This window comes from Paenibacillus sp. FSL R7-0652, from assembly GCF_038595045.1.
In the GTDB taxonomy this organism is placed as follows: Bacteria; Bacillota; Bacilli; order Paenibacillales; family Paenibacillaceae; genus Paenibacillus.
Genome location: NZ_CP152001.1, coordinates 2,833,516 through 2,855,250, shown reverse-complemented (window position 1 = coordinate 2,855,250; position 21,735 = coordinate 2,833,516). Strand labels below are relative to the sequence as shown.

The following is a 21,735-nucleotide window of genomic DNA, read 5'->3' as shown; positions in this document are numbered from 1 at the left end:
AGGTGGTGTCAACCCATTTTATTTTTTAAGTTAAATTTTAAGTTTTTTACTTCGTTACGTTGTCCCACTCCAGCGTTTGCTGCAGCCCGGATTTCAACCCTTCCAGATCCAGTCCGTCCATGGCAAAGGCTTCCCGAATTAAAGGCGGCGCCACGAACTCATCGTATTTACCGAGATAGGGCGCTTCATCTTCTGCAAGCAGTGCAGATGCATCCTGTGCCATCCGACATTCACTCATCATCTCGGCTAACAGTGTCCGTTCATCGACTTTGCCTGAAACTACAAAATAATACGGCTCCATCGGCACGACAGAACGTAAAGCCAGCCTTTTGGACAGATTGTGTTTCATCAACCGCTCCAGCGTACGAAAAGCTTTGCTTCCCACCCAGGGCAGTACGTACATGGAATCCCCTCCAGCAGGAATAACAACCTGCTTCAGCAGCCCACTCTCACGGACCAGCCGGCGTGCACGCTCCAGACGGTTAACGGCTTGGGGTGACAAATACGGGTAGATGACCGATTCGGACAGAACCTCGCGCATCTTCTGCACTACAGCGGTATGGATATCCCCGCCTGCTCCAAGCCATAATGTATCGACTTTGCCTTTTGCCGACTTCACGTATACGGCCTTGTGTTTGTGATCGACCTCTTCCACTTTCCACAGCTTGCCTGCGAGCGAGAAACAATAACCCGGCGGCGGCACGGTTGTTATAGATCCGATCTCTTCCGAGCCATGCAGCACTTTATGCTCTTCATCGTCCTTGAACACAGCATAGAAGCGATAGTTATTCACAATTTTCTCACCCGTAAGTCCGATCAGCAGCGTCTGCTCTTCGGTCCACTGCAGATGATCCGTCTCGATCAGATAATTGAGAAAGGTTTGATACTGATCTGGTGTAATCTCTGAAAAAGGCGCCAGTGAGAGAATTGCGGCGGCAAGCTCTCTCGGCTCCGCCTCCCCCATACTTTTCAGCATGCTCATCGTCTGATGATAAAGTACACCGATAGGCATTTTACGGGCCTCCAGCGGTTCCACCCATTTGGTTCTGACATACAGCTCAATAACGGCTATAGCGCGCATTAACGTCCACGGCATTCGGGCTGGCAGTTGAGCTTCTTCATCCTCTTCCTCTGGACATACAAAAAGCATCTCTGATGCCATGTCATCCCGGCGCCCTGAGCGGCCGAGCCGCTGCACAAAGCTTGAAGCGCTGTATGGCGCTCCAAGCTGAACGACCCTCTCCAACTCTCCCAGGTCAATGCCAAGTTCAAGAGTAACCGTGGCCGCCGCCACAGCAGGTCCTGTACCTGTTCGGAGGGCAGCTTCTGTCTCCTCTCTAAGCATGGCCGAGATGCTTCCATGATGCACATGGAACACATCGCGCTCCTCTCTGCGCGCCGCGACACGGCGCATCTCCAGAATCGTAACTTCCGCATCCGTGCGGCTGTTGGTGAAGATGAGCGCTTTTTTGCGATGTGTGCTTTCGTAAATAAAGTCGTAATAGGCTTTACGCGCATGATGGAGCTGCTCGGCCTGCTCTTCGTTCTGTGCATCTGGAAACGAAAAATGCTCCACTCGAAGCCGCAGCTTGCGCCCGCCCGGGGAAGATACCACATCTACTCCTTGCCGTGTTCCCGCAGCAAGCCAGGCTGTAGCTGCATCATAATCACTGAGTGTAGCTGATAACCCGACTCTTCGAGGAATACAGCCTGCCATCCGTTCAATACGAGCCAGCTGACTCAGTACTTGAATCCCCCGGTCTGCACCCATAAATGCATGCACCTCATCAATAATGATGTAACGCAGATCGTGGAACAGAGCAGGGATGGCATTCGGTCGATTCATCAGCAGACCTTCCAGCGACTCGGGTGTAATCTGCAGCACGCCTGAAGGGTTTTTCATCAGCTTGGTTTTCTCCGCCTGCGGTACATCTCCGTGCCAATGCCAAACGGGAATATGACCTTCGGACAGCAGGTCTTTGAGGCGTTCAAACTGGTCGTTAATCAGTGCTTTTAAAGGTCCTATATAGAGAATGCCTACCGATTTGGAAGGCTGGTCGTACAGCTCGGTCAGTGCAGGGAAAAAGGCAGCCTCCGTCTTGCCAGAGGCTGTCCCTGCCGCAATCAGCATGTGATGTGACGTGTTAAAACAGATACTGCATGCTTCAATCTGCGCTGGTCGCAGCGATTCCCATCTTTTTTTGTAGATAAATTCCTGTACAAACGGAGTCAGCTTGTAGAAAGGATTGTCACTCATAGCTCTAACTCCGCCAGGAAATCATCCAGCTCATCGGCCTCCGTTGATCCAGCCGTACCCTGGACCGCTGCTTTCGCTTGTGCAGCACGGTCACCAAGCAGCTGCTCAAAAGTCACTTCGGGATTCTGATGCAGCGTATGCAGCACATCCATAAAATCGCGCACTACCTCCCGTGTGGTCAGCAGCTCATCAGCACCAAGCCGGTTCACCGCCATTTGCATAAAATCAACTAATTGTTCATCCGTTAACTTCACTGTATATGCGAAATGAAGGGCATGAATCTGACGCAGCTTCTGCAGTAAGATTAGAATTTCTTCATGTGACAGCATCGCCAGCTTCAGAATAGGCCCCGTGTAATTCGCATACGCTCTTGCAGCGTATCGACCGTCAATTAGCCTAGAGCGCAGCGCTTCATAGCTGTATAGTCCACGACGTTCATCCTCCACAAACTGCGGGGTTCCTCCCACAAAAATACCCAAGTGCTCTGCCTTGCCCTGCATCGTATCATTGAACATGGTCAGCAGCTTTTCGTAATTGCTTTGGCGAGAGATGCTGTTTGTAATTTTATACAGATTCACCGCCTCATCAATAAAAAGCAGCAGCCCTTTGTAACCGATACGAGCCATAAATTCAGACCACAATTTGAAATAATCATACCAGTTATCATCGTCAATAATTACACCAACGGACAGCTCCTTCTTCGCCTCCGTTTTGGTGGCATATTCTCCTCGAAGCCATCGTAATGCGGCCTGCTTCCGGTCATCATCCGCATGTTTATATCCATTCCAGTAGGCTGCCAGTACTTTCGCAAAATCAAACCCGTGAACCAGATTCTGCATCTCTCCTGTCACCATGTAGATCTGATTCTCTACTTCCAGCGGCAGTGCAGGATCATCCGGGCGAATATTCAGATTATTCATCGCCGTTTGCTGCAGCCCTGCGATCCATTTTTGCAAAATAGGTTCCAATGCACCGCCATCCGGGCGTGTACGTGTAGACAGTCGTGTCATGAGTTCACGATATGCCGCCAGCCCTTGTCCTTTCGTACCGACAAGTCTGCGCTCGGGGGATAAATCCGCATCGGCAGTAACAAAGTCACGATCCATCGCATAATTACGAATCATCTGCAGGAGAAAGCTTTTACCACTGCCATACCGGCCCGTAATCAGCTTGAATGCGGCCCCCCCTTCAGCAATGTTGTCCAGATCTCGCAGGATGGCCTCTACTTCCGGCTTCCGTCCTACGGCAATCTGCTCCAGACCAATGCGCGGAACAACTCCTGCCGTTAAAGAATTCACAAGTGCGGTCGTTAAACGTTTTGGAATTTTAAGCTCATTTCTTTTAGATTCACTTGGTTTCTGTTCCGTCATGCTATCACCTCTTCACATGTTCAAATATATCGATATAATCTGGAGAGATTCGGTCCCCGTCAATCAGCAGGTCTCCGATAGTCTCCACAGCAGCATTATTAATCTCATCCAGCAAAAGTGCAGGCATCGTGCCCGTCTCTTCCGCCAGACGCATGAGTTCATCATCCGGATGATCTCCAAGCAGGGCATAAATGGCACTTACGTGCCTGGATTCCAGACGCTCGGCGAACTCGTACCATTCCTCCTGCACATCGGCTGCCGCAGCCTCGTCCCACTGTAATTTCACTTCAGCTGGGACACATTCTTCCCGTATCGAATCAACCAGCGCCGGTTCTTCATGCTCGTCCTTTTCTTCAACATTATGTCCGCATGTCACATTGCTCTGAGAGCGTTCCAGCGGACTAAAAACAGCCGTATCAGCTGGAGATTGTCCATTCTCATCAATAGTCAGTGCTTGGCGCACATACTCGCTGTCCTTCTGCAGGGAAGCCAGTTTGGACGCATCAATATGAATGACTGGCGCAGTTACGGCCTCCTCTTGTTCAAAAGCATAAGCTTTGTCTACATACCGCTCAATCACACGGGCAAGCTCAGGCTCCAGCATTTTGCCGCGCAGACGGCCTCGGAAACCTAATCGTTCTCGAAGCTTATTTTCCGTACAGCGATATATTCGGGTTAACCTCTGTACAAACTCCGCCTGCATGCCAATAGGAAAATACGTAAAGGAAACGGACCGCCCATAGATGGATTCGTCGTAAACCGCTTTGTGAAACAGCGTGCGTTCCACGGTCTGCTCAGCGTCCGGTCCGAGCTCTGGCAGCAGACCCGTTCCATGGGTCCGCTTGAGATATGAATCTGCCACAGCCATCACTTTAGGAATGTACCGTTCCAGCATTTCTTTGCCGCCATCCCGGTAAAAAGTATTCAGCGTAACATCATAGTCATAATATCTTCGCAGCATATCCAAGGTAAGTTCAGCAGGATTTTCCTGCAGTATCCGCTTTAGTTCCCTGTCCATCAAAGGCGCAGGCAGATAACCACCAGACAGCATCATGACTTCAGGCAGACATGAATGCAGTTCATGAACAAGGGTGTAATCAACCATCCACTCCTGCATATATACATGAAGTTGAGGCAGCCTCTCCCCGTAGTTCAACCATAATTGTTTTAATTGATTGTACCCTTCCTCGGCACTCTTCCAGCCAATGCCATTAATCAATTCATAGATATGGACGAACAGATACGAGAGATCGACATCCAGGTATCTCCCCTGCCGCGCCTCCGTTCTCCAGTACAGATACCACTTCAGCTGCGCGTCATTCATCACGCCATACGTTGGCCAGTAGCTCATAAATGGAACAGGGGATACTTCTTCCCCGGTCATTGCTGTAAGCCTTTCGGCCTCCTCCACAAATCGCTTCTCTGAAGACAATACTGCTCCCTGCTGCATATGCCGGTGCCGATTCTGGTTCATCACAGATGAACGATCGGGTATTTCAATTGAAGCCGTCTCTGTATCTTCACTCATATCAATCTCCATAAATTCCAGCTGTTCGGAATGATCCCTCATCGTAATGGACCCCCTCTTCCCAAACAAAATACGAACACGTGTATCCATACGCACCATTATAACACTTGTACAGCCTCTGTGGGCGGCAAAATAACACTTTCTTTGAACACAAAAAAGAAGGCATGATTGCCCTCTTTTCCGTTGTATATTCGATCTCTGATTATACAGTCCATCAATCTGCTTTTCTTGATATTCCGTGCGGACCTGCCTTCCCATTAAATGACCCGCGTGCGGTTTCTGCCTTCCTCCTTAGCCTGGAACAGAGCTTGAGTGGCCAGTTCAATCAAATCACCGGCAGCCGATTGTTCATCAGGCGTCAGAACCGCGCCACCGACGCTTACCGTAACGACACCGCTCTGACCCGTGAGCTCACGCTGAATCTGGAGAGCCAGCACATGCTGCCTGATCTCTTCAGCCAATGCCGATAAATATGCCGACGTCGTTCCTTTTAATTTCAGCATGAACGTACCGCCCCGCAGACGGGAAATAACAGCATCATGCTGTCCGCTGACCACTGTCAGCACCTCGCCAATCCACTGCAGACACAAGTCGCCACCCTGCAGTCCATAAGCTGTGTTGTAAGAACGAAAATCATCAATATCGATGATGAGAAGCCCCAGGCTGCATTTTTCCTCTAGGCAATCATTCCAGTTCCCTTCCAGCTGCTGCTTAAACACCGTTTGAATCGGCATATCTGTCAACGGATCAGTGGTCAGGTAATTGTGAAGCTGGGTTGTTGTCTCACTGTAGTCATCCTGCTCCTGATGGGATGTTCTGCTGCGAAGCAGCAGCATGACCGAAGGTTTGCCTGCATGGATGACAGAAGCCATCGTAATTTCAAGCAGCAGAGACATGCCCGAAGCAGTTGTAAAGTATAACTGATTGTTCATCAAACTTGTCGTATCCAGCCGCAGTTTTTCGAATTCCAGCTGCAGCACATCCCTTGTATTGTCGGGCATGAATTCTCTAAAATTTTTCCCGATGAGACTGCCCGCGTTCTCGTACCCAAGCAGTGCTGCAGCCATCGTATTACAATAGATGATTCGACCTTCAGTGAGTGTAAAGAAGGCAACGGGTGAGAAATCCATCAACTGTAAATAACGCTGCTCGTTCCGCTTCAAAATGCGAGCGTTCTGGAAAGCATGCTCCTCCGCCTGAGCGAGTTGATTTTCAGTCTGACTGCGTACAATAGACTTTAGCAAAGGCAGAATGCTCAGCTCTCTCGTTGTCCAAGGATACGAAGTGGACTGTACAACTTCTCTCCATTTTTCGAATGATTTTCGCGGAGACAGCCGCATACCATCATCCGTCTTCAGCACAGCTTTCGCCGGATCCCCAGCCCAATCCACAACCTGAATCACCTCCGGACGAAACCACAGCATATAGTTATGATGACCCGGTGAGATCGCAACATAAATTACTCCGGAAGCGGTGTCCTTATAACGTTTGGCTGTTTCATATTCGAGACTCAGCCTGGACGTATGATAACTGTGATCCTCCGCTTGACCGGCGAGCCACCCCGCCAGTTCACGAATCTGCCCATTCGTTGGAGTATCCCCGAACAGCAGCAGCTTGTCCTGATAACAAACAGCCGCGCCGGATGCATTCATCAGCTGGAGAACAGTCTCCTGCTCCCCCTGCAGCTCTTCCATCACCCGTGCCGGACTTGTATTCCCGATAAAAATGTTAACAATGCGGGCAGCAGCCTCGCGCGACTTAATCTCGGCCTGATATTCATCAAGCTGCTGACGCTGGAACAATTCATTGGAGAAAAAGGCACCCAAAAAATTGCACAGATTACGCACACGATGAGGAACATATCTCGCAGCATAATGATGGCATGTGATTAGTCCCCATAACTGATTATCGTGGATCAGTGAGATCGTAACCGTCGCTCCAACCCCCATGTTTTGCAGATATTCAATATGAAGTGGAGACACACTCCGAAGCACAGACAGACTTAGATTCAGCGGTTTGCCTGTCAGAGGCTGCAGGAGAGGTACAATTTCAACAGGAGTATAATCAACGTTTACAATGGTTCGCAGCCAGTTGCGAAGATAAAGCTCTCTGGCCTGCTTGGGAATGTCCGAGGCCGGGTAGTGGTGCCCGAGAAAAGGTTCAAGCCCGGGTTCACACGCTTCTGCGATTACCTTTCCGTTCCACTGCTCGTCAAATTCATAGATCATGACTCTGTCATATCCAAGCATCTCTTTCACCTGTTCAGCGGCGATCTGGCTTGCCTCCACGCGGCTGTCCGTGCTCTTGATTCTTCCGAAGAAACGGGATATCCATTCAAAATCGTTGGATTCGATGTTCTCTTTTTCATAATAAGGCTCCATTTCGAGAATAAGCAGACCTTCACTCTCGTGCAGGACTGACGAAAATACTTTCTCTTGCCCTCCGACAGATAGAATCAAATCCATGTAATGTAAATCGGATGTCACCGCTGCGTTCGAACGGTGGTTCAGGAGCTTGTCTGCATCTTGTTCTGTTATCAGCTCATGCAAAGGCATACCTAAAATATCTGAACAGTGGATGCCCAGATGATCATACGTATTCTGACTGCACTGTACGATCGTTGGTGCACCTGCCGGATCAATGGCCAGAAGCACACCATGCGGCTGGATAAAACCCGGAATATGAATGGGCTCCTTATCACAGTTATTCAGGTCGACAGGATCATTCGTGTAACTACCTTGCGGGAGCAAAGTACGGTTAAGCATACTCAATTCTTGCCTCGACCTAGGTTCAGCCATGGACCTTAATATCCCCTTCCAGCGGGTATCGTTTTTCTTAGCAGCATTTACGTCGGGAAACGAATCGTGCTTATATTATTCGACTGTATTTATTAGCAATAGCGTCTTATGATTGTATTTATCAGATCGTTTAACAGGCACCCTTTTTACGCATTGATCCATTGATCCAGCAGCCTGAAGGTCTCCGAGGCCGTATACACGATGATATCATGATCTTCCGATGTATGGATGGACTCCTGCAGCAGCTGCATAAACTCGCTCCATCTTGTTCGCGTCTCCGTGCCATAGGCATTGAAATACTGCAGTCCATGGTCCGCATCAATGGGCAAAAATTGTGACAAACGTTTAGTGATCATCTGCCCGCCATTAGTCGAGCCCTCAATAACATAGAGATATCCGAACAACCGCGCCGGTGTAGAAATATCCGGAAGCGCCGTGCAGCGGGGAATTTGTTTCATCTGTTCTTGGGTCATACCCAGATTTTTCAAATCCTGCTCCAGCAAGTCGGCCTTGCCTCTTACACCCATATCCAGTCCTGTAGTTTCCCAGAAAGGCAGTTCTACAGCTTGATCTTCCAGCGGCTTCAGGAATCCATAAAATTTCTCCAAGTACGCTCTGTATTGGTCCATCGTAACGGTCTTATCCATGATTGCTTTGGCGTAGGGATTCTGTTCTACTTGTCTGTGGTAATGTGCTGTCTCACTCTTCAGGCGTTCCATAATATTTACTGCCGTCATGTAGATAACCCCTTTCATCTGATGATGTTTATATTTGTTCCTCTATCGTGTCTGTCCATGAAATATACCTCAAGGGAACGTGAACCGAAGTTCGGAAGCAGCATCCGAATCTATATTGAATATAGAAAATGTTCCTAACTCAGAAAAGACCCTATGTAAGTATACTTTTTCTTGTACCAGAAAACTACTTGATTTCAATGAGCCTAATCATGGGTTATCGAGTTTCGTTGTTAAGATAACTAGAGGGCCTCCCGTACTCGTCATCTTAGGTAGGTTCATAACTTCTGTCTTTCAGTTGATACCCATATCGTGTATTTATTTAGGACAAGCCGTGTGATGAACTTTGTCCAGGTTTGCTGCATTCTTATATAGAACCAGCGGTGATAGAGTATAGGGTGCATGGCTGGTTTTTAAACTTAAAGATGGTACACTAACACTATATCCTTATACTGGGGGAATGAATCCGATGGAACTTACAGACTTGACGAAACCAAAAGAACTGAAGGTACAAGATATCGTGCACCATCTTAGCCATGGTATAGAACTGCCGGACAACACTGTGGATCAGCTGATTACCGGATCAATGGACCAGACCGTCACGGGCATTGTCGTTTCTTTCATGCCTACACAGCAGGTCATTGAACAGGCTGTCCAGCTGGGAGCGAGCATGATCATTGCCCATGAATCTCCTTTTTACAACCATCATAGTACCACCGATTGGCTTAAAAACGACTCCGTCTATACATACAAAAGAAACTTGATTGATCAATCTGGCATTGCCTTATTTCGCTGCCATGATATTATTCATCGCTTTGAGCCGGATGGTATAACCGACGGACTCATCCAGGATCTCGCATGGGACACATACGTCAGTCACCAAACAGCTGAATTCGATATCATTACATTTCCGGAGGGTGTTACGGTTCGTTCCATTACCCAGCAGTTGAAAGAGCGCCTTGGTATGGAATATGTCCGTATTGCGGGAGACACAGAAACTCTTTGCAGACGCGCTGCCATTCTGGTTGGATTCCGTGGTAACGGTCATACGACGATTCCTCTTGTGCAGAACGAGCAGGTTGATCTGATTATCGCCGGGGAAGGATTTGAATGGGAGACACCTGAATACATCCGTGACGCGGTGCAGCAGGGTAAATCCAAAGCGCTCATTATGATTGGACATGCCGAGAGTGAGGCTCCAGGCATGAAACTTTTGACGCACAAGCTGGCCGAGTCCTTTCCACAGATTCAAGTTACTTATGTGAAGGAGCAGCCCGTGTTTAAAATATTCTGAGGCTTCATATGATGGCTGTCTTCAAACTTCAGGAGTATATAAGTATACGTGTGTGATGTATGGTTTAGTTTGGATAGTGAGTCAGAGTTACGGGGCGAGATTGCTGGAATTAAAGAGATAATCAAATAGAAAAACTAAATTGATCATAAGTGTATTGTATGTTTGGCAATCTCGGTCTCCGCAACTAAAACACGCACTCTTTCGGCTAACGATCTCCAGAGACGCTATTTTACAAGTTTTGAAGCCTTCAAAAATGTAACGATCCCCACAAAGCTTATTTTGGTAAAAACACAAGCTTAACGCCCATTTTCACATCGATTACCCTGAATAAGGTTTCCTGAGATCGTTAGGAATTAAAAACATGAAATCTGGGCCAAATAGCGTTTCTGGGGATCGTTTGAGAAATATCCAGTCAAATTAGGATGCTTTGCAGTTAAAACTACTGCACTGCTGTCTCTTTCAGTCCACTCCCCTCACTTTTTCTCATATGTATCCTCTCTTCACTCCGTTCTACACTCGCCTACTGCCTAATTGCCACTTGCTCACATACATACATTCCTGATCCCTTGTTCACTTACTTACTTACTTACTTACTTACACACATAGCCGCCTGCTTACCTCCTCACTTACTTACTGATTCACACACACTTACGTCCGTACTTTACATGCCTATCGACTTCCCTACTTAGCTGCCTGCTTAATCACTACTCACTTACTATTTCCACATTCACTCACTAATTCCATACTTACTCACGACTTACTTGCCCACTACTCGCTCGCTTGCTTCAATTCTATTTACAGTTCCCCCTCCTCTCTCTTGCAATCTGTTCATCACTTTCCCACATCTTTTTTGCTTATTCAAATTCCTTTTCCTGCCCTCGTTCTGGCTCTTACTATGCCGCCCCTGCCATGTTTTACCTTCTTATCTCGCCATTCTCTACCTATCAATGTGAAAAGCGGTCATCTTGTGCTTATATATGAAGCTGATTAACTTCTCTCGATGCAGGATACTGTGTGCTGAAATCCACCTGCAGGAACTGCATGCGGTACAATACCACGCTCCATATCTGGATTTAGCCGAGCCTGTGTTATACACTAAATGCTGTGAATTTCAGGCTCAGGACATTTGTCCTTGGCGAAAATGATCCATTTATCATTTAATAGAAGTCGAAGTCATGCAGTAAAGGAGCTATGAAGAAAGATGAGAGGAATTATTTTTGCTCTGCTGGGCGGAGCCTGCATTACCCTGCAGGGGGTTGCCAATGCCCGAATCAGTACGGATATGGGCACATGGCAGGCCGCTGCGATCACGCAATTGACGGGATTTATACTCGCGGCGCTTATTCTCGCGTTTGTACGGGATGCGAATCTTCAGGGGATTAAACAAGTAAAACCGATGTATCTTGCTGGAGGGGCATTTGGTGCAGTTATTATTTTCAGCGAAGTTACAGCGATTCAACAGATCGGTATAACTTTTACAATCTCGGCTCTTCTGATTGCACAATTGTTTTTAACCTTTTTGATCGACAGCAATGGTTGGTTTGGCGTGCTGAAACAAAAAATGAAACTACCGCAGTTTTTAGGCATTGCCATAATGATCAGCGGCGTTATCATTATGAAGCTGTAACTTCGTTATCTACTACAGCAGCAATATCCAGCTGATTAATATCTGAAATGATTAGATTTTCCGAAATCCGAATGAACGCAGGGGTGGGAACCATATGGAAGAAATTCATAATGCACAGCAAATGATGAACTATTTGGAGCAGTATCAATTGGAAACGATCTTTCACGAGCACCTGCGTCCACATATGACCCTATGTCAATTCGAAAAATGTGAGCTGATCTGCCGCGAAGGCGAGGCTTCTGAATACTTATACGTACTGGTTGAGGGAAAGATCAAAATCTTTACCACCTCCCCGCAGGACAAAACACTGGTGCTGTGCTTCAAAACTCCGCTCGAAGTGGTTGGAGACATCGAATATGTTCGTGAGAGTAAAACCGTAAATACCGTTCAAGCGGTATCTTCGGTTGTGATGATTCGTGTCCATTACCGCTGGCTTAAGGAGCTTGCCAGTGATTACGCACCTTTACTGAAGTTTTTGCTGAAAATTATCTCACACAAATTCTACATTGATTCGAACTTTTCCAATTTTAATCTGATGTATCCCGTAGAGGTCCGTTTAGCCAGTTATCTGCTCTCCATCTCTACGGATGAAGGCGGTACCGTTATGCATGAGGAACTCGACGCATTTAATCTCACCGACATAGCTAACCTGATCGGTACAAGTTATCGCCATTTGAATCGGGTTATTCAGAAGCTTTGTGCCGACGGTTTCATTGAACGACATCAAGGATTAATCCGAATTACGAATCGTGTCGGCCTGCGAAATATTGCCGGTCATAACATTTATGAATAAGGAGTCAGGATACGCATGATAATTACAGGTGTTTTGCTTGCGCTGCTGGCCGGTTCACTGGTGAGCCTGCAGACGATTTTTAACAGTAAAGTGAATGAACGCACCGGTTCATGGTCTACAACAACGATGGTGCTTTTTACCGGATTTATCGCTTCATTTCTAATCTCCCTGCTTGTTGAAGGTCAAAATACATTCAGCTTCCAGCATATGCAGCCGTGGTATTGGCTGAGCGGTGCGATTGGTGTTGGTGTAGTCTTCTGTCTTGTTCAAGGGATGAGGCTGCTTGGCCCCACTTATGCGATTTCGATCGTGCTGACCTCTCAGCTGAGCTTTGCTTTATTATTCGATTCCATGGGCTGGCTCGGTCTGGAGCAGATTCCGTTCTCATGGAACCAGCTGATTGGTGTGCTGGTCATTGTAGGCGGAATTGTGGTGTTTAAGTTTGGCGGATTGAATAAAGAGACGTCCGACTCATCGGATAAATCGCCTAGCACCGCGCCGAACAATTCTTAACGATAACAAAAAGAGTGTCCATTCCATCCTTTCGGATGGGATCGACACTCTTTTTCTATTCAAACTCTTTCAAACATACATACGTAAGTTAATGAAACTGCTTGAAATACGTTCTGATATTCAAAGTACAGCTTGAATTCATATCTGCTCGCTTACACAAACTCCACGTTATGATATACCTGCTGCACATCTTCCAAATCTTCGAGCGCATCAATCAGCTTCTCGAACTGAACTTGGGCATCCGCAGGCAGTTCAATGTGGTTTTGCGCCAGCATCGTCAGCTCGGCTACCGTGAACTCGGTAACACCAGCGGCTTTGAATGCTTCCTGTACCGCGTGGAATTGATCCGGTTCTGCATATACGATAACAGCTTCGTCTTCATCCACGATATCCCGTACGTCTACATCTGCTTCCAGCATAATCTCCAGCACTTCTTCCGCATTTTTGCCTTCTACGCCAATGACTGCTGTTGGATCAAACATATACGCAACGGAACCGCTGACACCCATATTGCCGCCGTTTTTGTTAAACGCCGAACGCACTTCAGGTGCTGTACGGTTTACGTTATTCGTGAGCGCGTCTACAATCACCATTGCACCGTTCGGCCCGAAGCCTTCGTAACGCAGCTCTTCGTAGTTCTCGTCCCCGCTGCCTTTTGCTTTTTCCATCGCACGGTCAATAATGGCTTTGGGTACGTTATACGTTTTGGCACGTTCCAGAACAACCTTCAACGCACGGTTCGCTTCCGGGTCCGGTTCGCCCTTCTTCGCTGCTACATAGATCTCAACGCCGAATTTGGCATAGACCCGGCTTGTATTTGCGTCTTTTGAAGCTTTCTTTTCCTTAATATTATTCCATTTACGACCCATATCGTTTCCGCTCACTTTCAACATGTAATCTGCATTCTACTAAGTCATTATATCGTGTTGCGTCTGGTTCAACAAGTTTATAACCACGAAATAATAGGCGCCGTCACTATAATTCCCTCGTCCTTTACGCGTTCTGTCGAGACAAAAAGCACTCCTTAAAGGAATGCTTTTAGAAAATTTCGAATTATGCGTGGAATTGTCTTCCGTCCAGCACTTCAGGTACGTAACCCGCACGGATTACGAAGTCTCCGAAATGCTCGCCTTCATTACGTTCTTTTGCATATTGGTTAATCATCGGTGTCAGTGTATTCAAAATCTCATCTTCCCCGATATTTTCACGGTACAGCTTGTTCAGACGATGTCCTGTGAAGCTGCCGCCGAGGTAGAAATTGTACTTGCCTGGAGCTTTCCCGATAAAAGCAATCTCTGCCAGCATCGGTCTGGCACATCCATTTGGACAGCCCGTCATGCGAATGACGATCTCTTCATCCCTCAACCCGGCTTCATCCAATACAGGCTCCAGTTTGTCAATCAAGGATGGCAGGTAGCGTTCAGACTCGGCCATAGCCAGACCACAGGTTGGGAGTGCAACACAAGCCATGGAGCTTCTGCGGAGAGCAGAATAATGAGCCCCATCCGTCAGATTATACTGCTGCATCAATGCTTCAATCTTTTTCTTTTTCTGACTGCTGATATTACCAATAATCAGGTTTTGGTTCGCCGTCAGGCGGAAATCTCCGGTATGAACTTTGGCAATTTCACGAAGCCCTGTCATCAGCGGATAACCGTCTACATCCTTTACCCGTCCGTTCTGAATAAACAGCGTGTAATGCCATTTCCCGTTACTGCCTTTCACCCAGCCATAACGATCTCCGTTATGATCGAAATGATAAGAACGCGCTGCTTCCAGGCTCCAGCCAAGACGCTGGGTCAGCTCATTTACGAACCATTCCAGACCGTGATCATCGATCGTGTATTTAAAACGCGCATGTTTACGAACCGCACGATCTCCATAGTCACGCTGAATCATGACCGTTTTTTCTGCCACATCAATCATCTGCTCCGGCGTACAGAAACCAATCACTTTGGACACTTGAGGATACGTCTTCGAATCTCCGTGAGACATCCCCATACCTCCGCCGACAGATACGTTAAAACCCTGCAGTTTGCCATTCTCAACGATTGCGATAAAGCCCAAATCCTGTGAAAATACATCTACATCATTGGATGGAGGCACCGCAATACCGATTTTGAACTTACGCGGCAAGTAAACCTTGCCATAGATTGGTTCAACCTCTTCATCCGATTCCTGGGAGTCAATCACTTTCTCCCCATCCAGCCACAGCTCATGGTAAGCACGAGTGCGCGGGTCCAGATGATTACTCACCTGACAAGCCCACTCATATACTTCTGCATGTACTTCAGACTGATTCGGATTCGGGTTGCACATCACGTTGCGGTTAACGTCCCCACATGCAGCCAAGGTGCTGAGCAAAGAGTCATTGACTTCACGGATCGTATTTTTGAGATCCCATTTCAATACTCCGTGCAGCTGAAACGATTGGCGAGTCGTCAGACGGATCGTCTGATTCGCATATTTATGAGCAACACGGTCCATCATCAGCCACTGCTCCGGCGTTACAATCCCCCCGGAGGCACGTACGCGCAGCATGAACTGATATGCAGGCTCCAACTTGGATTTGTTACGCTCGTTGCGCAGGTCACGGTCATCCTGCATGTAGCTGCCGTGATGTTTCATTAGACGGTTGTCGTCTTCAGGAATAGCACCAGTAATCCGATCTGCCAGTGTCTCGGTGAGACTTCCGCGTAAATAATTGCTCTTGATCTTGATATCTTCCACATCACTGTTGGTGCGCTGCGGATTAAGTAAATTGTTATAAGCCATGCCGCTTTCTCCTCTCGTCTCTGCGGAATATAACCCTTCGGCTCAGCCTTGGATTAATACACATCCCGCTGATAACGTTTCTCCTGCTGCAGCCGTGTCATATATTCTGCAGCCTGTTCAGGCGACAAGCCGCCTTCCTGCTGTAGAATGGTAATCAGCGCAGCATGCACATCATGAGCCATTTTTTTCTCATCGCCGCAGATATATACGCTTGCTCCCTCCTGGAGCCATTGGTACAATTCCTTACTGTGTTCCAGCATACGATGCTGCACGTAAACTTTCTGTTCCGTATCCCGGGAGAAGGCAACATCCATCTTCGTAAGGACTCCGTCTTTGAGCCAACGCTGCCACTCGGTCTGGTATAAGAAGTCTGTAGAGAAGTGCTGATCTCCGTAGAAAAGCCATGTTTTGCCTTCCGCACCCGTTTCTTCCCGTTCGCCAAGGAATGAGCGGAATGGGGCCACCCCCGTTCCAGGTCCAACCATAATGATCGGTGTATCCGGATTTTCGGGTAATTTGAAATTGGGATTATGCTGAATATATATTGGCAAAGCGTCACCCGGCTCGATTCGTTCGGCGAGATGTACAGAACATACACCGTAACGCTGTCTGCCGCGTGCTTCATAACGCACCGTTCGAACCGTCAGATGAACCTCGTCCGGGTAAGACTTGGAACTGCTCGCAATGGAATACAGACGTGCCGGTATTTTACGAAGAACCGTCAGAAATTGCGCTGCCGGAATACCTTTCAGTCCATAGTCCTGAACCAGATCCAGCAGATCGCAGCTGTTCATAACGTTCCGAAATTCAGAGCCGTCTGCCAGCAGTGCCGCTAACCCGCTCCCTTCATTTAGCTTCGCAAGCTGTTCCACCACGGGTTTCGTTACCGCTGTAATTTCGTAATGACGCAGCAGTGCTTCATAAACGGATACCTGATCTCCATTCTTGTTCACCGTAACTTGTTCGTCCGCATTCCAACCCATCGCAGCAATCAGCTCATCGACAAGACGCGGGTGATTCTCTGGAAAAACACCCAGGCTGTCACCCGGCTCATAATCTAGATTGGAACCTTCCAAAGACAGCTCAATATGACGTGTCTCACGGTCTGATCCGCGACCATTCAGATTGAGATTTTCGAGGACCTCTGCCTTGAAAGGATTGGTGCGGTTGAATTCGGATTCTCCGCTGCTAACTGCAGCCGTGATCGCTTCACTAGTTACTGTACCCGCATGAGCGGTACTGCTGCTGAGCGAAGTCAGAACATCGTTCATCCACGCTGCTGCCGGTTCATCAAAATCAACATCACAGTCTACGCGTGGAACCAGCGCTGTGCCGCCTAATTCCTGGAGCCTCTTGTCAAAATCTTTACCGGTCTGACAGAAAAATTCATAAGAGGTATCGCCCAGGGCCAATACGGAATAACGAAGTCCGTCCAGCTTAGGAGCTCGTTTACTGTTCAGAAACTGATGGAACGGAATGGCATTATCCGGCGGTTCACCTTCTCCATGTGTGCTGACCACGATCAGGAGATTTTCAATTTTTTTCAGCCCGTTCGGTTTAAAATCTCCCATGGATGACAAGGTTACCTGCAGTCCCTGCTCTTCCAGCTTTTTAGCAAGTTTTTTGGACAATCCAATCGAATTGCCTGTCTGTGAACCGTACAGTACCGTGACCTCACGAGACACAGGAGCAGCACTTACGGGTAACGCAGCCGCATTTTGTCCATTCTGTTGGGTCACCCCCGGCTGAACTGCCTGCGCAGTTCCCGCCTGAAGCGCTGTAATGTATCCGCTGAGCCAAAGTCTCTGTCCGTCCGTTAATGTAGGAATAAGACGATTGAGCAAATCTACCTGCTCTTGATTAAAAGGACTATTTGTCACTTGAAGTTCCACCATCTGCCACCTCACGCATTGCTTCGATTTTAATTCCTACTAAAGTGATCATATTAATTTCTTCTCTCTAGAACCTAACACACCGCGGGTTGAGGGTCAATTTCAATGATTTTATACCATTTATCAGTTTCTCTAATAAAGGAATAAAACGTCCCAATATGTAGATTTTCAAGCATCGCTATTTTCTGATAATTGAAGCATCACAGAACACAGCAAAAAAGCCTGCTTAACCTGAAGTTCAGGTCAAACAAGCCTTTTTTTAGAAATGGATCAGCGTTCTTGTTATGCAAAAGAGAGGCAAGATGTATCACTTTTCCCGGACAGTCTAACTCGTCACAGCCTAGGTCACGATAGCAGATTCAGCACGATTGGCCTAAACCGCAGGTTTCACTTTAGCATTACAGCGGCTGTACAAGCTTAGCTTACAAACTGTAACGGGTTACTTGTCACGGAGCAATCTCCCATTGCCGTGCACAGGAGACGTTTCACTTGATTTTACAATCATAATCCAGCTGATTAACGGGTCCTGAGATGCCGTATTACGTACCGTAAGATCCAGCTTACCACTCGAAACCTCTACGCCTTTATGGGCCCTGATACTTGCTGGTGTATACGTAACCGCCCCCGTATTCGTGCCGTTAATTAGAAAATCGGCACGGCGTGAAGTATTTGTCCACGGATCATGGAATCCAGCATACACATCGTACTCACCGTTTGGCACATCAAAGCTGTACGTCAGATCCCTGCCTTTGGGTGAGCCGCTGATATTTCCGGCATTCAGATATCGCACGGTTGAGAATATATCTCCGCCGTCCGTACCGGAAGGCAGTGCATCCGCGCTGACATATCCCCATGAACGCCCTGCAGCCGGAGCGTACATCTGATCCACGACTCCCGGATGCAGCAGCGAATCCTGCATATAATTACTCATCAGCTCGTAATCCGCCGTCTGGTATCCACCGCTGTTCACAAAATATAATGTATTCTCGGGAATGACAAACACACGTACTGCTTGTGTTTTATTGTGATACTCCGGTGTCGTGACCTGCAGCGTGAGCGGCCCGGGTTTGGCAAAATCAGCTGCGGTCAGCGCCCGATGATCAATCGTCCACACCGCTGTCGTAGATACCAGCTGATCACCATCACGCACGCTCACTGTCGAAGGCAGCGCTGGCACTTCTCCCAGCTTCACCGCTTCCGGCAGCTGATCCGCTATATCTACCCTGCCCATCGAATCCAGCAGATCAGGTGTCCAGCTGTTATACCACTTGATCGCAATATCTGATCCTATGCCAAATTCGATCGGCAAAAACACGTACTTGGCCCCATCGTTAGCAAAGTTTCCTCCGGTCCAGGTATCGCCCACGTATATAAACTTGCCCTTTTCCGGATCAACCGGAATAACTGCAGTCGTCTGTGTACCAAAAGCTTTGCCAGGATCAGGATCACTCGGCAGCGTGCGCACAAACGGATTCGTCATGGTCGACCAAGGCCCAAAAATATGGTCCGCAACCGTAACTTTATTCTCGTTGGGAGCCCAGCCAGAAGCCCCTGAAGTTAAGATGTAGTATTTACCCTGGTATTTGAACATGGCCGGTGCTTCACGCTGTCCACCTGGAAATACCCGAACATAGTCTACACCGTATTCTGCCTGATACACCGTATCACGAACCGGGTTTCCTTTATCGTCCGTACGCCCTTCCTTGTGCCAGCCTGTAACGTCACTGTAATCCTCGGTGAGCCTCGAAATGTACAGCGTCAGATTTTCCTCGCTGGAGTAGATCAGATAAGCGGTTCCGTCTTCGTCCTTGAATAGTGTCATGTCACGGGCCATACCCCGGTCATTCGGGAAATAATCCTTCTCCCCTTCGGGGGCCAGGTCCATCCGATAACTTTTCTGATACACAAATGGTCCTGTTGGTGAGTCACTGATGGCATAACCTGCCTTGGCTTTACCATAGTTGGCATTATTGTTATAAGGGTCTTTATCTCCGTCCATATGGGCCCACATGACATACTTTTTTGTTATGTCGTTGTAGATGACCTTCGGGCGCTCGATGATCCGTCCTTTGCGAATATCTGCCCAGATGTCCACACGATCCTCACGTCCAGCATACAGCTCTTGAATGAGCGGATCATGATCAAAATCGTCCATCGACTGCAGCATCGTCAGTGCCATGCCTTCGTCCGTCCAGTTGAGCAGGTCTTTGGAAGAATACACGCGTATGCCGACCGCAGGCCAGCCGCCTGTATGATGCTCCCCGTACCAGTAGTACTTTTCTGTCTGTTCATCGTAAAAGAAACCTGCGCCATGAGCATCAATCGGTTTGCCGTTCTGATCCGGCCACAACTGTCCAGGCGTAAAGCTTGTGCGCACCGTGGATATCCCCAGCGGTGCGGAGACAGGGGTATCCTTTCCGTCTACGCTGGCCTGAATGGTATAAAAATATCCCGTGCCCATCGTCAGCCCCGTGTCGTCTAAGGCAGCTGCACTTCCTGTGTAGATCTGCTGATAAGTACCTGAGGTACCTGCTGCCCTTGACACCTTATAGGTGACATCCGATCCGGGCAGCGCATCCCATTTCAAGGAAATCGTGGTATCCATCACAGCGGCAGCTGTAAATCCGGAGGGGGCGTCTGCGTCATACGTCTGTACTTCCGCCGTACGATATGGGGATTCCCCGGCGGCATTGTACGCGGTCACTCGATAGCTGTAGCTCTTCCCAGGTTCAAGTGACTGATCCGTGAAAGATACATCGCTGCCGTCGTAAACTAATTCATAGTCTTCTGTGCCTTGTTCGGCACGAACAATACGATAACCGCTCGCCTTATCTACTGCTTTCCAGGACAATTGAACACTTTTCGATGTTAGTGCCGCTGCCTGAACATCACCCGGAGCTTCCGGAGCTTGTGCTGTCGTTCTTGCTTCCAGCGGTATAGACCACTGGGACTCGGTTAATCCTCCATAGGCATAGGCAAGTCTGTAATAATAAACGGTGTCCGAGCTTAATCCTTCGTCCACATAATGGGCTGATGTCGGTTGACTAACAAGAGAGTAACCTCCTTCAAGCGTACTTGATCGATACAGATGATACCCCGCTGCCCCTTCGATATCAGGCCACTGCAGTGATATTGAAGATGACGTCTCCCCGTCAGCTGTAAGCAAAACTTCATTCGTCCGCGGTGGTTCCGCAATCACGACATCATCAATATGTACGGTCTGCCATTTGTTCCGAATGCCGACTTTACCTGTGGGAATCGAAGAATCGCTCAGATCAAAAACCAGCCGGTTCATTCCATTCTCCACAATGTAACCGCGAATTGAAGTGCCAGAAAGCACCACTTTAAGCGTATACCAAGTATTTTTACTAAACGAATAGTCCACCGTTTTCAGTGCTGTATCTGCGCCATTGACCTTTTTGCTGAAAACCAGTTTGTTATTGGGCACATGCATTTGAAAATAGTAGTAGTTATTTCGGTCCTGGAATCGCGGTAAAATGCCTGGAAACCCCTCACCCGCTCCTGTGTAAAAACGCATGGATACTGTCTTGTCTGCGGCAGGTTCTCCCGTCGTTATGAATCCTTCATCTGTATTGGTTTGGAAAAGAACCTGATTGCCTCCATCCGCAGGATCGGGTACTACCTCCCAAGTCCCTGAGATGACCTGCCATCCAGGTGAGGACGTATAATCGCCATCGGAAAAGTCATCTTGTATCCACGAGCCGGGCACAAGAGCTTCATCTGCGTGAACCTTGTCTTGATACATGAGTGGTCCTGAAGAGAATACAAGCACAGCGGATAACAGAATTGCAATCGGTTTTCTCAGTTTATCCAATATCGATTCGCTCCTTTACACTAAGAAATACATCATACCAATGAACCTTAAAAATACGATTCCAATGAAATCGGTTTCATTTTTGGATAAAAAAGAACCTGTCTTCTCTGCCAAGTGCAAACATCAACGTCACGAAGTACCGTTCTTAGCTGCCCATGTCATATAACAGGTTTTCTGGATAAAATATGTAACCGCTTTCTAAAATAGAATATCGTTTGTCTATCAGACTGTCAACCATCCTTTTTTCCTATTTCCCGCTTTCGCAATTTTGTGGCAAAAAACGCGTATCCAACCGCTAATGCAGGTCAAATACGCGTCA

Annotated in this window: 13 protein-coding genes; 4 read left to right on the top strand and 9 right to left on the bottom strand. The window is 47.9% G+C overall.

What is annotated here, in order from left to right:
- Positions 1-46: 46 nt before the first annotated feature.
- The 5 genes from MKY97_RS13075 to MKY97_RS13055 form a co-directional block, all read right to left on the bottom strand.
- Positions 47-2,257 carry a DEAD/DEAH box helicase gene (locus MKY97_RS13075; protein WP_342555833.1) on the bottom strand — a complete coding sequence of 737 codons (2,211 nt, stop codon included), beginning with the start codon at positions 2,255-2,257 and terminating at the stop codon, positions 47-49.
- Positions 2,254-3,627 (bottom strand): ATP-binding protein, encoded by a 1,374-nt coding sequence (locus tag MKY97_RS13070; protein ID WP_342555832.1) that lies wholly within the window; start codon positions 3,625-3,627, stop codon positions 2,254-2,256. The genes MKY97_RS13075 and MKY97_RS13070 overlap by 4 nt, the downstream gene beginning before the upstream one ends.
- A 4-nt stretch (positions 3,628-3,631) precedes the next feature.
- On the bottom strand, positions 3,632-5,197 hold the full coding sequence (locus tag MKY97_RS13065) for a TerB N-terminal domain-containing protein (protein ID WP_342555831.1): 1,566 nt from the start codon (positions 5,195-5,197) through the stop codon (positions 3,632-3,634).
- A 215-nt stretch (positions 5,198-5,412) separates the two neighbouring features.
- Positions 5,413-7,953: a diguanylate cyclase gene (locus MKY97_RS13060; protein WP_342555830.1), complete on the bottom strand. Its 2,541-nt coding sequence runs from the start codon at positions 7,951-7,953 to the stop codon at positions 5,413-5,415.
- A gap of 146 nt (positions 7,954-8,099) precedes the next feature.
- Entirely contained in the window at positions 8,100-8,690 is a 591-nt protein-coding gene (locus tag MKY97_RS13055; protein ID WP_342555829.1) for a biliverdin-producing heme oxygenase, read from the bottom strand.
- 466 nt (positions 8,691-9,156) lie between these two features.
- Here MKY97_RS13055 and MKY97_RS13050 point away from each other — a divergent pair, with 466 nt between their 5' ends.
- The 4 genes from MKY97_RS13050 to MKY97_RS13035 all read left to right on the top strand — a co-directional run bounded on the left by MKY97_RS13050 (position 9,157) and on the right by MKY97_RS13035 (position 12,914).
- A complete protein-coding gene (locus MKY97_RS13050) occupies positions 9,157-9,981 on the top strand; it encodes a Nif3-like dinuclear metal center hexameric protein (RefSeq protein ID WP_342555828.1) in 825 nt (274 codons plus the stop codon).
- Positions 9,982-11,182: 1,201 nt separating this feature from the next.
- Positions 11,183-11,608: a DMT family transporter gene (locus MKY97_RS13045; protein WP_342555827.1), complete on the top strand. Its 426-nt coding sequence runs from the start codon at positions 11,183-11,185 to the stop codon at positions 11,606-11,608.
- A gap of 94 nt (positions 11,609-11,702) precedes the next feature.
- Positions 11,703-12,401: a cyclic nucleotide-binding domain-containing protein gene (locus MKY97_RS13040; RefSeq protein WP_342555826.1), complete on the top strand. Its 699-nt coding sequence runs from the start codon at positions 11,703-11,705 to the stop codon at positions 12,399-12,401.
- A gap of 18 nt (positions 12,402-12,419) precedes the next feature.
- Complete coding sequence (locus MKY97_RS13035) at positions 12,420-12,914, top strand: DMT family transporter (protein WP_342556320.1); 495 nt, start codon at positions 12,420-12,422, stop codon at positions 12,912-12,914.
- Between the two features lie 152 nt (positions 12,915-13,066).
- Here the strand turns inward: MKY97_RS13035 and MKY97_RS13030 are convergent, their stop codons facing one another.
- From MKY97_RS13030 to MKY97_RS13015, 4 genes are all read right to left on the bottom strand, one after another.
- Positions 13,067-13,783, bottom strand: a complete 717-nt coding sequence (locus MKY97_RS13030) for a YebC/PmpR family DNA-binding transcriptional regulator (RefSeq protein WP_145403727.1) — start codon at positions 13,781-13,783, stop codon at positions 13,067-13,069.
- A 184-nt stretch (positions 13,784-13,967) separates the two neighbouring features.
- Complete coding sequence (cysI, locus tag MKY97_RS13025) at positions 13,968-15,689, bottom strand: assimilatory sulfite reductase (NADPH) hemoprotein subunit (protein ID WP_342555825.1); 1,722 nt, start codon at positions 15,687-15,689, stop codon at positions 13,968-13,970.
- Positions 15,690-15,742: 53 nt separating this feature from the next.
- Complete coding sequence (locus tag MKY97_RS13020) at positions 15,743-17,581, bottom strand: assimilatory sulfite reductase (NADPH) flavoprotein subunit (protein ID WP_342556319.1); 1,839 nt, start codon at positions 17,579-17,581, stop codon at positions 15,743-15,745.
- A gap of 439 nt (positions 17,582-18,020) precedes the next feature.
- On the bottom strand, positions 18,021-21,416 hold the full coding sequence (locus tag MKY97_RS13015) for a fibronectin type III domain-containing protein (RefSeq protein ID WP_342555824.1): 3,396 nt from the start codon (positions 21,414-21,416) through the stop codon (positions 18,021-18,023).
- Positions 21,417-21,735 lie beyond the last annotated feature (319 nt).